Origin of the sequence: Paenibacillus sp. FSL R10-2778, assembly GCF_038593035.1 — a bacterium.
Lineage (GTDB): Bacteria > Bacillota > Bacilli > Paenibacillales > Paenibacillaceae > Paenibacillus_AQ > Paenibacillus_AQ odorifer.
In genome coordinates, this window is sequence record NZ_CP151956.1 from 5,837,937 (window position 1) to 5,852,929 (window position 14,993).

The 14,993-nt window shown below is 44.2% G+C and carries 14 protein-coding genes and 1 other annotated feature; of the genes, 6 read left to right on the forward strand and 8 right to left on the reverse strand.

Going from position 1 to position 14,993, the window contains the following annotated elements:
- Window positions 1–57 precede the first annotated feature (57 nt).
- The 4 genes from NST40_RS26190 to NST40_RS26205 form a co-directional block, all read right to left on the reverse strand.
- On the reverse strand, window positions 58–2,163 hold the full coding sequence (locus tag NST40_RS26190; RefSeq protein WP_076218712.1) for a penicillin-binding transpeptidase domain-containing protein: 2,106 nt from the start codon (window positions 2,161–2,163) through the stop codon (window positions 58–60).
- Window positions 2,164–2,194: 31 nt separating this feature from the next.
- Window positions 2,195–4,270: a penicillin-binding transpeptidase domain-containing protein gene (locus tag NST40_RS26195; protein ID WP_256719070.1), complete on the reverse strand. Its 2,076-nt coding sequence runs from the start codon at window positions 4,268–4,270 to the stop codon at window positions 2,195–2,197.
- 173 nt (window positions 4,271–4,443) lie between these two features.
- Complete coding sequence (locus NST40_RS26200; RefSeq protein ID WP_342410135.1) at window positions 4,444–5,589, reverse strand: transglutaminase-like domain-containing protein; 1,146 nt, start codon at window positions 5,587–5,589, stop codon at window positions 4,444–4,446.
- Window positions 5,590–5,652: 63 nt separating this feature from the next.
- Window positions 5,653–6,090: a hypothetical protein gene (locus NST40_RS26205; RefSeq protein ID WP_076127990.1), complete on the reverse strand. Its 438-nt coding sequence runs from the start codon at window positions 6,088–6,090 to the stop codon at window positions 5,653–5,655.
- A 270-nt stretch (window positions 6,091–6,360) separates the two neighbouring features.
- Here NST40_RS26205 and NST40_RS26210 point away from each other — a divergent pair, with 270 nt between their 5' ends.
- Complete coding sequence (locus tag NST40_RS26210; protein ID WP_076277558.1) at window positions 6,361–7,548, forward strand: MFS transporter; 1,188 nt, start codon at window positions 6,361–6,363, stop codon at window positions 7,546–7,548.
- Between the two features lie 133 nt (window positions 7,549–7,681).
- A complete protein-coding gene (locus NST40_RS26215) occupies window positions 7,682–8,029 on the forward strand; it encodes a DNA primase (RefSeq protein ID WP_076218721.1) in 348 nt (115 codons plus the stop codon).
- A 95-nt stretch (window positions 8,030–8,124) separates the two neighbouring features.
- Here the strand turns inward: NST40_RS26215 and NST40_RS26220 are convergent, their stop codons facing one another.
- On the reverse strand, window positions 8,125–8,742 hold the full coding sequence (locus NST40_RS26220) for an SCO family protein (protein WP_036685589.1): 618 nt from the start codon (window positions 8,740–8,742) through the stop codon (window positions 8,125–8,127).
- 23 nt (window positions 8,743–8,765) lie between these two features.
- Window positions 8,766–9,698 carry a heme o synthase gene (gene cyoE / locus NST40_RS26225; protein ID WP_036685285.1) on the reverse strand — a complete coding sequence of 311 codons (933 nt, stop codon included), beginning with the start codon at window positions 9,696–9,698 and terminating at the stop codon, window positions 8,766–8,768.
- A 232-nt stretch (window positions 9,699–9,930) separates the two neighbouring features.
- On the opposite strand from cyoE, the gene NST40_RS26230 reads away from it, so the two are divergent.
- Together NST40_RS26230 and NST40_RS26235 are read left to right on the forward strand one after the other, a co-directional pair.
- Window positions 9,931–10,932 carry a metal-dependent hydrolase gene (locus NST40_RS26230; protein WP_076218717.1) on the forward strand — a complete coding sequence of 334 codons (1,002 nt, stop codon included), beginning with the start codon at window positions 9,931–9,933 and terminating at the stop codon, window positions 10,930–10,932.
- Window positions 10,933–11,037: 105 nt separating this feature from the next.
- A complete protein-coding gene (locus NST40_RS26235; protein ID WP_036685291.1) occupies window positions 11,038–11,226 on the forward strand; it encodes a hypothetical protein in 189 nt (62 codons plus the stop codon).
- Window positions 11,227–11,228: 2 nt separating this feature from the next.
- On the opposite strand, the gene trpS is transcribed toward NST40_RS26235, so the two are convergent.
- Window positions 11,229–12,215: a tryptophan--tRNA ligase gene (gene trpS / locus NST40_RS26240; protein WP_036685592.1), complete on the reverse strand. Its 987-nt coding sequence runs from the start codon at window positions 12,213–12,215 to the stop codon at window positions 11,229–11,231.
- A 63-nt stretch (window positions 12,216–12,278) separates the two neighbouring features.
- Window positions 12,279–12,518 (reverse strand) — a binding site (T-box leader).
- A gap of 134 nt (window positions 12,519–12,652) precedes the next feature.
- On the opposite strand from trpS, the gene NST40_RS26245 reads away from it, so the two are divergent.
- The gene (locus NST40_RS26245) at window positions 12,653–13,627 is read left to right on the forward strand and encodes an aldose 1-epimerase (protein WP_342410136.1); all 975 of its coding nucleotides are present in this window, start codon (window positions 12,653–12,655) and stop codon (window positions 13,625–13,627) included.
- 200 nt (window positions 13,628–13,827) lie between these two features.
- Window positions 13,828–14,058, forward strand: a complete 231-nt coding sequence (locus tag NST40_RS26250; protein ID WP_036685295.1) for an alpha/beta-type small acid-soluble spore protein — start codon at window positions 13,828–13,830, stop codon at window positions 14,056–14,058.
- Between the two features lie 153 nt (window positions 14,059–14,211).
- Here the strand turns inward: NST40_RS26250 and NST40_RS26255 are convergent, their stop codons facing one another.
- Window positions 14,212–14,622 (reverse strand): hypothetical protein, encoded by a 411-nt coding sequence (locus tag NST40_RS26255; RefSeq protein ID WP_036685297.1) that lies wholly within the window; start codon window positions 14,620–14,622, stop codon window positions 14,212–14,214.
- Window positions 14,623–14,993: the final 371 nt, after the last annotated feature.

Sequence of the window (14,993 nt, forward strand, 5' to 3'; positions counted from 1 at the left end):
ATGCTCTCATTTGAGAAGCTGTTTATTTTTTTTAAATCTTAGGCCATAGGGTCAGAGTTACTCGGTACCTGTAGTCTCTCCCTCCTTCGCATTATCATTAGTATTATTGCCAGACTGGAGACTTTTCTTTGGAACTCCATCAAGGCCATATTCCCAATCATAGGCATCAAATATTTTACGTGCGACTGGTGCCGCACTTTGTGAACCAAAACCACCTTCAGGGATTACAACCGCCACAGCCAACTTAGGATTATTACGTGGAGCATATGCAATAAATACCCCATTATCGCGAATTTCACCCTTAGCTACTTGCTGAGAGGTTCCCGTCTTACGGGCAAAGTCATAAGGGAAATCAGAAAAAGCACTAACTTCACTTCGCATCCCCTGCTTAATTTCATTCCAGTAGGACTTATCGAAGTTTGTTACTTCATCAAGCACCTCACGTTTAAACTCTTTGACTATATTTCCATCTGCATCAGTAATTTTGCTAACCAATTGAGGTTTAATCCGCTGTCCTTCATTAGCAAGTGTTGTAACATACTGTGCAAGCTGCATTACTGTATAACTTCCTTGTTGTCCGAAAGAGGCATAGACCAGTGCGGACTGCGCACTACCAGCAGCTTCTATATTGGTATAGTTTCTTTGACCCAAGAATTCATTTGGCAGGTCAATTCCCGTAGATACACCAAGGCCGAACTCTTTCATATAGACATCCCAGATGTCTATCCCCTTGCTTTTATATTTGTCATACAATCTTTTACCGACCATATCGACCATAAATGCATTCGAGGATTTCTCAATGGCTCTAGCAGGATCCAAAGAACCATATACGTGGTTAGAAGAGTTTCTTACCTTCGTTTCATGCCCAGACTTACCAAAAGTCGCAAAACCTTTATCCTGATAATACGATGAAGTTGAAAACAACCCTTCATTCAGGCCCACGAGTACACTCAAAGGTTTAATCGTTGAACCTAGAAGCAATACAGATCTTAGTCCATTCCCTGAGGTTCCTGAAGAAATAGGAGTTATCGTGCCGTTCTGATAGTTATCCATAATACTGTTCCAGACATCTGCAGATAAAGAACCCGTTGTCCAAACATTCGTATCATAGTCAGGCATACTCGCCATAGCAACAATATTGCCAGTATCTACTTCCATCGCTACTGCATATCCCGTTAAAGCATTCGGATGCGTTCTGCCTTGTACGGTATTAGAGTGCAACCATTTGAGCTGATCTGTTATCGCCTGTTCTGTCTTCATCTGAACGTTCTTATTAATCGTTGTCCAGATGTCATTTCCTTTGACAGGCGGAACGACACGCTCAATTTTCTCCGCCATATTCTGTGGATTGACGGAAATTTCCTGATAGCCGTTTTGCCCGCGAAGCTCACGCTGATATTTCAGCTCCAGCCCATCGAATCCAACAAATTCATCATCCTTATACGTTAGCCCTGGCTCCGGATTGTTTTTCATAGCACTTAGAATGTTTTTATAAATATTAAGACTGTTCGCGGATTTGAAGGGTTTGATATAACCAATCGTCTGTACAGCAACCGTATCTTTATCGTAATGACGAATGCTCTCCTCGACAATCTCAAGCCCCGGATATTCTCCTTTATGTTCCATGAAATAAGCAACTTCTTCAGTAGTCAGATCAGCCTTAATTCGCCGTGCCATAAAGCCAAGTGATTTACGGAAATATAAATCCAACGCATCAATTACATCTTTCTCCGTCATCTTCTCTGCATTTGGATCCCCATATTTATTGAAATCAGCTACCAGCTTGGCTGCCAATGCATCAGACTTGGCCTTAGCCTCTGGGGTCAGCGTTGTTTTACCGGTGACTTTATCTGTTTCCTTAGCCGTATACTCTTTATTGAGTGTGATATACAGCGATTGAACAGGTGTGGAATAAGCTAGCTTCTCACCACCTGCAGCGTATATAACCCCTCTCATGGAAGCTAACGGTACATTTTTAGTATCTCTACTCGTCTCTACCTCAGTTAAAGTTGGACCTTCCACGAACTGCAGAACAGCTAGTCGGATGATGATTACGCAAAATATAACGAACGTGCTAAAGAAAAACACGTTGAGTCGCAGGCCAATGGAACTTTTGCTGCTGGTCTCGTCAGGAGGTGAGGCCTGCTTACGGAAAAAACTCACAGTTTTTCTCTCCTTTTTCTCTAATTTAAGCTTATTGTTCTTGAACGGGATCTGCCACAGGTGGAATATTCTTCTTCGGAACCCCATCCAGCCCATATTCCCAATCATAAGCATCAAAAATCTTACGGGCAACCGGAGCTGCACTATTGGAGCCAAAGCCGCCTTCCGGAATCACAACCGCTACAGCCAGCTTCGGATTCTCACGTGGAGCAAAGGCAATAAAGACCCCGTTATCACGGTTTATATTTTTTCTATCCGTTTTTTCAGAGGTTCCTGTCTTACGGGCAAAATCATAAGGAAAATCGTCAAAAGCACTAACTTTACTGCTCATTCCCTGTTTGATTTCTCTCCAGAACGATTTATCAAAAGTTACGCTATTAAGCACTTCTTTTTTAAATTCCTTAACCACCTTACCTTGCGCATCAGTAATCTTACTTACAAGCTGCGGTTTAATTCGCACACCTTCATTTGCAAGTGTAGTAGCATACTGGGCAAGCTGTAATGTAGTATAACTGCCTTGCTGGCCAAAAGATGCGTAGACGAGCGCGGCCTGTGAGCTCCCTGCAGCCTTGAAATCTGTATAGTTAATCTGACCTGGTGATTCACCGGGAAGACCACTTTGTGTTGACACACCCAGTCCGAACTTTTTCATATATTCGTCCCAGACCTCTACACCTTTATCCCCCAGGTATTTCTTGTATAGTTGCTTTCCGACCATATCTACCATAAATACGTTAGAGGATTGCTTGATAGCATCAGCCGGATACAGTTTTCCATAGACGTGACCTGATGAATTTCTAACCGATGATTTATCATCCTTACCGAAATAGGTAATCCCCACATCGGGATAGGTGCTCGAGGTGTTAAAAAATCCTTCATTTAAACCAATTAATACACTTAACGGTTTAATGGTCGATCCCAAGAATACAAGTGAGCTAAAATCATGACCCGATCTCCCGGAAGAATTCGAGGTAATTGTACCATTCAGATGATTATTCATAATTTTATTCCAGACAGATGTAGGCAGCGAGTCCTTTGTCCATACATTCGAATCGTAATCAGGCATACTCGCCATAGCGACAATATTCCCAGTCTCTACTTCCATTGCTACTGCATAACCTGTTAAAGCATCAGGATGAGTTTCGCCTTGAACAGCATTGGTATGCAGCCATTTAATCTGATCCAATATAGCCTGTTCAGTCTTCATCTGAACATTCTTATTAATGGTCATCCAAATGTTATTGCCTTTTACAGGGGGAACGGTCTGTTCTACCTTCTCCGCCATATTTTGAGGAGTGACCGAAATGACCTGATAACCATTTTCTCCGCGCAGTTCGCGTTGATACTGCATTTCCAGACCATCAAATCCTACATATTCTTCCGTTTTATACATAAGTCCCGGTGAAGAATTGTCTTTCATTGCACTACGAATATTTTTGTACATCGCTATGTCTTCGGTTGATTTAAAAGGTTTACCAAAACCCACCGTCTGCACAGCTACCGTATCTTTATCGTAGTGGCGTACACTTTCTTCCACAATGGTAATGCCTGGATATTCATCCTTGTGTTCCATGAAATAAGCTATTTCTTCTGAAGTTAGCCCTGCTTTTATACGACGCGGTACATAACCCAGATACTTTTTAAAGTCCAGATCAAGTAAATCCAGCACGTCCTGCTGCGTTAACTTAGGGGCATCTGCACTTCCATATTTCTCAAACTCCGCTACTAATCTTGCTGCAAGGTAATTAGACTTATTTTTCGCTTTTTCCGTTAGTGAGGTTTCACCCGTTACTTTATCGGTAGTTTTAGCTGTATATTCCTTATTTAGGGTAAGATAGAGCGACTCAACAGGTGTAGAATAGGCTATCTGCTCACCCCCGGCAGCAAAAATAATCCCTCGCATGGCTGCCAGCGGAACAAACTTCGTATCCCGTTTGATCTCTTCTTCTGTCAGCAAAGCTCCCTCAGTAAACTGCAAACCTGCAAGACGCACAATAATGATACAAAAAATAAAAAAAGTGCCAAAGAAAAACAGATTCAATCTCAGACCTACAGAATGTTTCGAAGATTTCCCGTCCGCAGGCGGGAGCTGCTTCCCAAAGCTCACCAGCTTTCTTCCCTTCTATATAAAAATAATGTCTGAATTGCCTTAGCCAGCGACATTGCTCTTATAATGAAGGTGATTTCTAAGAAGCTGATTGTGAGCATTGCACTCGCATTTGTGTTAGAGCGGTTGGTATGAGTTTATTGTACCACACGGAAGGAGTGCGGCGCCCTCACTCAGAGTGCGTTCTCCCTAATATGCGTATCGTCAAAATCCTTCGGATTAAACCAATCCCCACTGCTCGCCCAAGTGGGATCCAATGGAATCCAAGCTTGCCGGTCACTTATATAAACTTCATTCCAGGCATGTGCGCCATACCCGCCTCGACCATCATAGCCTTGACCCGTTACAACGCGCACCTGCAATCCTTGGGAGCGGGCCATTACAGCATAAAGACGTGCATAATCAATACATACCCCTATGCGTGTGTCGAAGGTATCCTGCGGGGTCTGTTCATGCCAAATTCTATTTTTTTCATAATTTTCCGCTTTGGCGTAATCATAAGTTACTCGTGTTCCTACCCAATCATACAGTAGTCTGGCTTTCTTCTCGTCTCCTTGCGCTTGTCCAATAATATCTTCAGCCGCACCCACAATATCTTGTGGAATGTCATGATCAATAACTTCATATTTTCTGCGCAGGATATCATTCATCTCAGCTGCAACGGTCTTCGTCAGAATAGGCAGCTTTTTCTGCACTGTCTCCCCAACAAAGGGCTCAAATACAGCGGCAGCGCTTTGACTGTAGATCGGAGAAGATTCCACATAACGGCTAAATTGACTTTCTGGATTTAGGCCAACACAAATGAAGAGAGCAAGCACAATAATTAAACCACGAGTCAATCCTATAATTAATCCTATGATAGCTCCGCCCATACGGCTTACTTGCGTAATCTTTCTGTCCTTAAATGTCTTGGTGCGCCGTAGCTGATGGAATGGGAGCAGCATAGACAACAATCCCAGAAGCACACGAATTAAGATATAAGAGAGCAATAACAACAATAGAAACCGCACCAGCGGCGATTCCGCCAGCACAGACACAGCCGTATAATAAATTTGCTGCCACTGGGTCAGCTGTTTATCAGGCAGACTTATTCCTGCTGCCCAAGTCTGTACATGAGGATTGAGATAAGCCGCAGCAGGAATGGCCAGCACCAAAGAAGCTATTGTATACAGTCCTGCTCCCAGCAGACCGAATAATCTTCCGGTGGCACTTGAGAACCCTCTGCTCCAGCCTTGCAATAGTGAAAAGACTACTACCAGCAGGAGGGCGATGGAGATGATATTTGCATCACTCAGACTAGTCAACCAACCGTTTATCATATCCGATCTCCCCTTTCAGTCGCCCGCTTGCTTGTTTTTGATAATGATTTAAACTGAAGCCGTTTATTGATGTTTCCGAGCTTCCTCGATAAATGTTTGTGTGGTATCAGTAATACTCCACTTCCCAAGACTAACTCCGCGGAAAGTAACCTCTACCTTATCTTCGCCAGTAGTACCTTTCACTTCAATATTCGGAGTTGTAATCGTAAATGTTCCGTCACCATTTGAAGTGTACTTCGCATCCTGCGCCTCTTTAAGCATAACCTCTTGTGCTTCCTTCTTCACCGTACTTACCGTTCCATCTGCCACCTTATTCACAGCGTTACCAATTTGGTCCATTGTCACACCACTATAGATGAATAGACCTACAACGATAATAATGACAATCGCCCATTTCAACATCGTTTTGACCAAATTAACAACCGCGAACAACAGAATGAGCGCAATAACAATAACTAACCAATTCTCTCTAATAAACTGTGACCACACCTCTGGATCCATCAACCTCACAACACCCCTATCACCTAGTTTCGTCCTAAGGATTATCTCCTCTATAGACATGACGCCAATATTAATTATTATACATGAATGCCCATCATAATTCATGGTTCCACAGCCAGAGAAAGGTATACCTGCTTATAGGAATTAAAAAAGCGGTATAAGCCTTCTCTGTCCCACGTAAAGTACAAGTAGTTGCTTAAATTTGATCTTCTTAAAATCCGCCTTCCTGCATTAATCTTTATTGTAGGTGGCTCTCGGAGGTGTTTCCCTGTGAAAACTGCGCTGTGGCTGTACCTGTTTCTTTTTCTGGCGTTTTTTGATTTACATGCACAGTATCCTATTCTAACGCCCTTTGCCATCTCTCTTGGTGCGGGACCCGCCTTTATTGGCTGGATGATGGGCATGTATTCGTTAACCCATCTTCCTGGCAATTTGCTCGCAGGCGTACTCGTCGATCGTAATGGCAGCCGCCGCTACATCGTCTTTAGCCTTGTTACTGCGGGAGCCATTCTACTGCTGCAGGCTCATGCTCAGCTTCCGTGGCATTTGCTGATGCTACGAGCAGCAAGCGGGTTCGCGCTCGCCTTCCTCTCTCCAGCGTGCATGACCTTGCTGGCTTCATTATCATCTGATGCTACTGAGCAGGGGAAATATATGTCCGGACATGGTATCGTTCATACCTTAGCTTCAGTGGTATCCCCGGCAGCGGGGGCCTTTATCGTAGCTAAAGCTGGCTATTCCGGCACCTTCACCTCATTGGGATGGCTGCTTATCGCTACAGGCATCATGGCTTTTTTCAGTGTACCGGCACCTGCCCGGCGTTTAGTACGCCCTGTAAACTCTGCAGCACCTCCTTTAAAAAAACAGGATCTTCCTTCGGTCCCTATATCCGATGCCAATCCAGTTTCCAAACGTTATTATCTGCTGCCTTTTTTCGTTTCTTGTTCACAAGGGGTTCTGTTCTTTGAACTTCCTCTATCTCAGACCGGAAGTAATAGCATTGTTTCCACAGGCATTCTTTTATCGCTCCTTAGCTTAGGGGCTTTGGTAACACTCAGTTTGTTCTTCCTGAACCGCTTTTCCCCAGGAGGAAGAATAGCCGTGGCCTTGCTAGGAATGGCCCTTTGTTTTTTTGCGCTTGCCTCACTTCACAGCATTCCCGCTTCCGTTATTCTCTTTATGCTGGGTGCAGCTAAAGGAATATTATTTCCTGCAATGGCATCGCTCTTTATTAGTCTAGGTGGACCAGGACGTATGGGACGCACCTTCTCCATGCAGTCGATAGCCATGTCACTAGGCGCATTCGCAGGCCCTGTGGCCGCAGGACAATTAAGAGCCGTTGTTTCGCCTTATTTCATTGCCTTTCTATTGCTAATGGTTGCACTATTACTGCTTCCGCCAAAAAATTCAACCAAGCTGTCTACCTACTCTTCCAAATGGAATGGGCGGGCCGCATGATTCATTGTTTTTACGACATTTCCCGGGGAATGAAGATTTTCCTGTAGAAACAGTTGTTAAAACTGCTCCTCCTTCGGTAAACTATAATAAGTCTGTAAGTTCAGGCTTCATTTCCGGAGGTGATTGTCAGCAAATGTCCATTACGATTATTGTCGAAGGCAAAAACGATCGCAGCAGATTACGACGCGTGCTGGTACCGGAAGTCGAAATCCTCTGTACCTTTGGTACATTAAATACGCTCAAACTCGAGTCCCTGCGACAAAAAGCAGGAGATGGAGAAGTATATCTTTATATGGATAACGACAGTTCAGGCAAAAAAATACGCGGGATTCTCCGCGATGCCTTTCCCGATGCTGGTCACATCTATACACGCCGGGGTTATGCCGGAGTGGAAGGCACTCCAGATGAATACAATATTAATCAGCTTGAAAAAGCGGGTCTGGAAGAGTTCATCATTTACCCTGAACCTATTCCTTTTTGATTCGCGATATATTGCCTAAGAAATTAAAAACGCCTTTTTCGTTATCCTTCAATAAATGGGATTCGAAAAAGGCGTTTCTGTTATGCGGTTATGTTCTATTCACGAGCCAATTCATTCAGCCTATCGGCAAGAAATTCAGGCGTTATGTTATCCGTATCCCCTGCGTCATACAATGCACGGAGACGATTGTCCCGATCAACCAATGCTATGCGATTGGCATGTACGAAATTTTCTTTACTATTCCCTGCAATTAGTACTTTAAAAGAATCAGTTGCCAGCTTACGAATGACTTCCTGATCCCCCCGTAAGAAGTACCAACCCTTATAATCTGCCTGGAAACGGTCCGCAAAGCTTTTAATGGCTTCACGCGTATCATTCTCTGGATCAAAAGAAATGGAGACGAACGCCGTATCTTTTCCAAAGCTGCCATCGTCGACCAGAATTTTCTGCGTCTGAGATAACAGAAACGTAGTTATAGGACATACATCCGGACATTGTGTGAAAAAAAAGTATACCAGCCGCGCCTTACCTTGTGTATCAGCCAGAGTAATCTGGTCTCCATCCACATTTTCAAGTGAAAAGTCCTGCACTTCACCGATTACCGGCAGTTTTTCTTTTCCTAAATTCAAAGAATTAACTGCCAGATAACCAGCCATTACCAAAGCAAGCAATAGTAGAATCCAGGTCCATTTATAACGCTTAAAGGTCTGCACGGACAATAATACCCTCCCTCTTCTTAACCGTGAATCGTATTCAATACAAGTACGATCAAACTTACCGTTAGGTAGTTAATGGAGAAGAGGAAGTTCTTCTTCGCCCAGACTTCGTCATCTTTTGCTGCAAAGCCCATCAAGGTTATGATTAACCAAGCTAAGGACAGCGCTGTTGAAATCACCAGATAAAAAATGCCTGCATAATCGTAGGCGTACATTAACACTGGAATAGGCAGCAACAGTGCTACATAAGGAATCATTTGAAACTTCGTACGACGTGTTCCTTTGACTACAGGCAGCAGCGGAAATCCAGCGGCTCTATATTCTTCTTTACGTCTAATCCCGAGTGCCCAGAAATGGGGAGGTTGCCACAGAAACAACATCGCAAACATCAGCCAAGCCCCTAGATCAACTGTTCCCGTAACTGCAACGTAGCCAATTACCGGTGGCATAGCTCCAGAGATCGCACCTACTGAAGTGCTCCATGTTGATGTCCGTTTCAACCAAAGGGTGTATACTACAACGTAAACGAACATCCCTACAATCCCGAACAGACCGGCTAAAACTCCGGAAAAAGCAAACAGTACAATCAAGCCCGCAATCCCTAGCCCAATAGCATACAGCAATACGGTTTTGGGTTTCAGTCGTCCTGTAGGAAGCCCCCGATCGCGCGTTCTTTCCATCTTCATGTCCAGGTCACGGTCGAAATAGTTATTAAAAACACAGGCCGAAGCCATAACCAGCATTGTACCGAGCAGTGTCAGAACTAATCTGCCGTATTGAACATCCCAACCTGAAGCCAGCCAATATCCTGCAAAGGCAGCGATGAGGTTAGATCGGATAATACCGGGTTTTGTTACGGTAATGAAATCACGCCAACTTGCACCTTCCGGTGGAGATTTTGCAGACATAGCTGCAGAATCGGAAGAAGCTTGAAATGTTATATGATTATCCACACCAAATGATCCTCCTTCTAAACGAACTTCTAACGTTCTAGCCGAAGCACTAAATAGACTTCGCTGTTAACTTTATCATATCAAACCCGAGGAGACTTTGACAGTCATGGCACAGTATGTTCATGAATTTGACAATTACGTGACAATATTTATTTCCAGCCCGTTAATAACCTAAGCTGTATTTGGGTAATTATTAATAATGTACTTCCGAACAACAAAGGAGAACTGACCAATGGACACCGCTACACATTTAGTTATGGGCATAGGGTTAGCCGGACTTTCATTCGTAGATCCTGTCGTTGCTTCTGACCCTAAACTGGCCGGGGCCGTTATGCTGGCTACGATTTTAGGCTCACAAGCTCCTGATGCCGATACCGCATTAAGACTAAAGGACAATGCAATATATATTCGTAATCACCGGGGAATCACACACTCCTTGCCTTTTCTAATTTTGTGGCCCGCTCTGATTGCCCTAGTCTTAGGGCCTCTGTTTGGATTTACTGATTTGGCAGCTTTAAGCCATGTTGCACTCTGGGGTTTCATAGGCGTAGGCGTGCACGTCTTCTCTGATCTGTTTAACACCTATGGAACCCAGGCCGCCCGTCCATTTACTGAGAAATGGATTGCCTGGAATATCATCCACATTTTCGATCCATTTATTTTTGGCAGCCATATCGCAGCTATTCTACTCTGGATCACTGGGATTGTGCCGCCCAAACCTTTATTTATTACGCTTTATGCCTGTACCATTCTTTATTATATTTGGAGAACGGTTGTTCATGCCCGCCTTACACGAAACATCAAGCTTAAAGATATACACCATAATGCTGGTGAACGTTATATTGTAATCCCTACAATTTCACTTAAACGCTGGAACGTAGTTAAAGTGAAAAAAGACGGCAGCTATGACGTAGGGCAGCTACTGAACAACCGTCTGGAATGGTTCAAACATGCGGTCTGCTCGAATCATCCCGCTGTGGAAATATCCAAGTCGCATCCAGATATTCAGTCCTTTCTATATTTCACCTCTTATGCGGTTGCCGAAGTGGAGGAACTTCCTTCAGGATATATGGTGCGCTGGGGAGACGTTCGTTATTTACACCGCAAACAATACCCTTTTGTGGCTGTATTAGTTATGGATAACCAATATAAACCTTTAAATACTTATGTAGGCTGGCTTAGCAGTGATAAGCTCGACAAACGATTTTCCATCGACCCTGGTTCTTTACGATGAAACTGTAGACTTACTGAGAGATCTATTCTATAATCACAAAAAATCCCGGAGTATTTTATAATACTCCGGGATTCATTTTAGCAGACACGGAAAGGAAGGCTCTTAATGGGTAAAGGACTCTCACTTTGGTTCGCTTGTTCTTCTATTCTTATTCTCACTGCCGCTTCAATCGCGATCAGCTATAGCTTCTGGCTGGCACTTCTGCTTGGTTTTCTTTGCGTAATGAATATTGGCTGGGGATTTATCCTCAAAGCCAGAATTAGACGCAAACAGGAAAGCTTAAGCTCTGACTAAGATTAACGAGCTGGCAGAAAGCCCATCCGCTCTTTTACGCCATTCAACGTCTCAGCTGCAACAATACGTGCGCGTTCAGCACCTTCGGCAAGAATATCAGTGATCGCACCTGAACTGCGAATTTCATGATATCTTTGTTGCAAAGGCTCAAGTGTGGATACAACCACTTCCCCAAGATCCTTCTTAAAGCCACCATACATTTGTCCCTCATAACGATCGGCAATTTGCTGAAGGGACATTCCAGAACATTCCGAGTAAATACTCATCAAGTTACTAATCTCTGGCTTGTTAGCCGGATCAAAGATCACTTCACGTCCAGAATCAGTCGTTGCGCGGCTGATTTTTTTACGGATCACATCCGGCGAATCCAACAGGGCAATATAGCTGCCTGCATTCGGGCTGCTCTTGCTCATTTTTTTAGTGCCATCATCCAGAGACATAATGCGTGCGCCCACTTCAGGGATATACGGTTCAGGAATCGTAAAGAATTCGCCAAAACGGTTATTGAATCGGCCAGCTAAATCACGGGTCAACTCCAAGTGCTGCTTCTGATCTTCACCTACTGGCACAAGATCCGCATTATAAACAAGAATATCTGCTGCCATTAAAGAAGGATATACGAATAGGCCCGCGCCAACTGAATCCTTACCTGATGATTTATCTTTGAACTGTGTCATACGCTCAAGCTCGCCCATTGCCGTTAGCGTAGTCATGATCCAGCCCAATTCCGCATGCTGAGGCACATGAGACTGCATATATACATTCGAACGCACAGGATCAATTCCTGCCGCGATAAAGAGTGCAGCTACAGCTTCAGACTGCTCACGCAGTGCCGCAGGATCTTGAGCAACGGTGATCGCATGCATATCGACAACCATAAAGAAACATTGATGATCGTCTTGCAGCTTCACAAAATTTTTCAGCGCTCCGATATAGTTACCCAAAGTTAGAGAACCGCTCGGTTGTATGCCTGACATTACTTTTTTCAACATAATATAGACCTCCGTTAGATGTGATTTCCAATTTCCGAGAACGCAAAAAAAGCCTCATCCGCAAGGGACGTGAGACCGTGGTGCCACCCTTATTCGCTGCTTAACCCTTATATAGTCAAAGGGAAACAGCCTTAGTCTTCCTTTAACGGGGAAGATCCGGCCGGTCTACTAGGGCATCTTGCTCCCGTTCAAGCGCGGCGCTCAGGGGTCCATTCATCAGGAGTGTCCTACCGGTTCGCATCAACCACCGGCTTTCTGAAGGTGCATTTCCTGTCTACTTGTCCCCGTCATCACATTCTCATCATAATTTAATGCCTTCATCATAGAACCATAAAGAGAAGTTGTCAAATCACTTAACCACTTCCGCATAAATCTGTTATGATAAGGTTATCCATGTTCTATTCGATTACAGTTACGATAAAGGAGCATATCTCATGAAACAGGTGACCAAAGGGCAGTGGGGCGGTTATGATACTTATATTTTGCACAGCCGCGAACTGGAAGTCACGCTTTTGCCGCGACTAGGAAACAACGTGATTTCATTGTTTGATGTAAAAGAACAACGGGAAATTCTGCGGCGGCCTGATGAAAGCGATCAAGCTTTCTTTATGCAAAAACCTTACCATTTTGGCATCCCGCTCTTAATTCCACCCGGAAGAATTCGTAAAGGAAAATTTCAATTCGAGGGTACAAGTTATCAATTTGACCAGAATACCGCTGGTGACAATCATATCCATGGTCTACACCGGACTCAATCCTGGTGTGTCAGCGATATTGAAGAAGACGAGGACGGTTGTGCAGTCACTACTGAATTCCTTACTGAAGATGATCCGCACTGGATGGAGCAATTTCCCATTCCACTCAAATTCGAAATGACATTCAGGCTTCAGGATGCCCGGCTCAGCCAGACTTTAAAGGTTACAAATCTCGGCGATCATCGTATTCCCTTTGGGATCGGTTATCACACCTGGTTTATGATCGATGGAGAACCTGAACGCTGGAATCTCAAGCTGCCCGTAAACAGCATTTATGAACTAAACCATGAATTGCTCCCTAGCGGCAATCTAATTCCACTTGGTGATCTAGATTCACTAAACTCTGGAATCAACCTCCAGGGAACTAATTTTGATACTGCTCTACGTATTGGTGACAAGCAGCCCGTAGAAGCCTTGCTATTACGCGATGATGGTTATGGTCTTCGTTATACAGCTGACGAGAATCATTTCCGCCACTGGGTCCTGTATACCAAAGGGCCGGCCGATCAATTTCTGTGCATCGAACCGTACACCTGGCTCCCGGATGCTCCTAACGTTTCCGATGACCCTTCCTTCACGGGCTTGCTGAAGGTAGAACCAGGTCAAAGTCTTGAGCTGTCCACTATGCTGGAAATGATCTATCCCGAGAATTAAAGCAGATATACATTATATCGGTCTTCCCTTGCGTTTACGTAAGAGAAGGCCGATTTTTTGTGCGAGCTTAGTTATTTGGGCTTTCTACCCTTACTTTTAATCGACTAATAATTACCATCCTTAAAACCTTTCGATAGCATGCATGAATTAGCCACTTAGCGCTCATACTATCTTCACAACGGGCGAAGGAGGTGACACACATGGGTCAAGCAGGTCAAGGTCGTAGCAGCCGTTCCAATAACCTTGTAGTTCCTCAAGCAAATGCAGCGTTGCAACAATTGAAATATGAAGCAGCACAAGAGCTTGGAGTAACGATCCCAGCTGACGGTTATTACGGGAACTACACTTCCCGCGAAACTGGTTCTTTGGGAGGTTACATCACTAAACGTCTAGTACAACTGGCAGAACAACAACTGTCCGGTCGTCAGTAACATCGTTATCTTAAGTGTTTTATCCGGCAGAGGTCTTAAAAAGCCTATTGCCGACTAGCTTTCAAACCTCTCACACTTCTTCCAGAAGCTGTGGGAGGTTTTTCTAATTTATAGCCTATAGTCCCAGCTGCAAACAATTTTTATGTAAAACGTTTAACTTAAAAATTGATCAGCACTCTCGGCGTAAGCATTACGGGGAGATCGAATCATCAGATTCGCCATATTATAATTAGACTCCAGCGTAGCATCTACGATTAGCTTGCCCTGTCTTATAGCGAATTCATAGCTGATCTCACCATGAGTCCAACGGCGTTTGTATTTCAGACTCTCCAGTGCCATTAGACGAAAAGAAGACTGCTGGCTCTCCGTTATTCCTTCCTTCACTTCTGTGAATCCACCCCCCCGACCGGCTAAAGGGTGATGACGTATGCCGAATTTGCCAATGGTATTATTTCGTATTTGCACAAATACCGTACCGGAAGATAGCCCTGACAATTCCTCTTGCAGTTCCCTAAACACCAAATCCATCTGTCTTGCTAATGATAGCTGTTCTGTCTTAAGCATATCTTTCCTCCTAAAAGTTTTGTGAGCTTAGCTTCTTCGAGTTTTCTTCGTCTTATAAATCGAACCCTAAATATTTGGGCTAAGGGTCCGTCGCCACTGCGGGGAATGTTTGGACTTCCAGCCGCTGTTCTCTCCAAATTTCTTGAATTCTTACGCGTATAGCGGGTGAAATTCGGAGACAAAGGCGGTCGCTCCCGCTCTTACAGTTCCAAAATCCCCCTCGCCACTCCTTCCCCTTTTCCCAAGTTTCTGGTTCGATTTATATCGTTTTGTGAGCTTAGCTACTTCGAGTTTTCTTCGTACAAGCCGGCTTAGTAAGCGCTTACTTAAGCTTTTTGAGCTGAGCTCATTTGTCTTCCATGCAAGCCTTT

Excerpts from the sequence above, each read along its gene's own strand:
- NST40_RS26235 (WP_036685291.1), top strand. The coding sequence starts at position 11,038 with ATGGGTAAAGGACTCTCACTTTGGTTCGCTTGTTCTTCTATTCTTATT.
- NST40_RS26255 (WP_036685297.1), bottom strand. The coding sequence starts at position 14,622 with ATGCTTAAGACAGAACAGCTATCATTAGCAAGACAGATGGATTTGGTG.
- NST40_RS26250 (WP_036685295.1), top strand. The coding sequence starts at position 13,828 with ATGGGTCAAGCAGGTCAAGGTCGTAGCAGCCGTTCCAATAACCTTGTA.
- NST40_RS26215 (WP_076218721.1), top strand. The coding sequence starts at position 7,682 with ATGTCCATTACGATTATTGTCGAAGGCAAAAACGATCGCAGCAGATTA.
- NST40_RS26200 (WP_342410135.1), bottom strand. The coding sequence starts at position 5,589 with ATGATAAACGGTTGGTTGACTAGTCTGAGTGATGCAAATATCATCTCC.
- NST40_RS26230 (WP_076218717.1), top strand. The coding sequence starts at position 9,931 with ATGGACACCGCTACACATTTAGTTATGGGCATAGGGTTAGCCGGACTT.
- NST40_RS26205 (WP_076127990.1), bottom strand. The coding sequence starts at position 6,090 with ATGGATCCAGAGGTGTGGTCACAGTTTATTAGAGAGAATTGGTTAGTT.
- NST40_RS26245 (WP_342410136.1), top strand. The coding sequence starts at position 12,653 with ATGAAACAGGTGACCAAAGGGCAGTGGGGCGGTTATGATACTTATATT.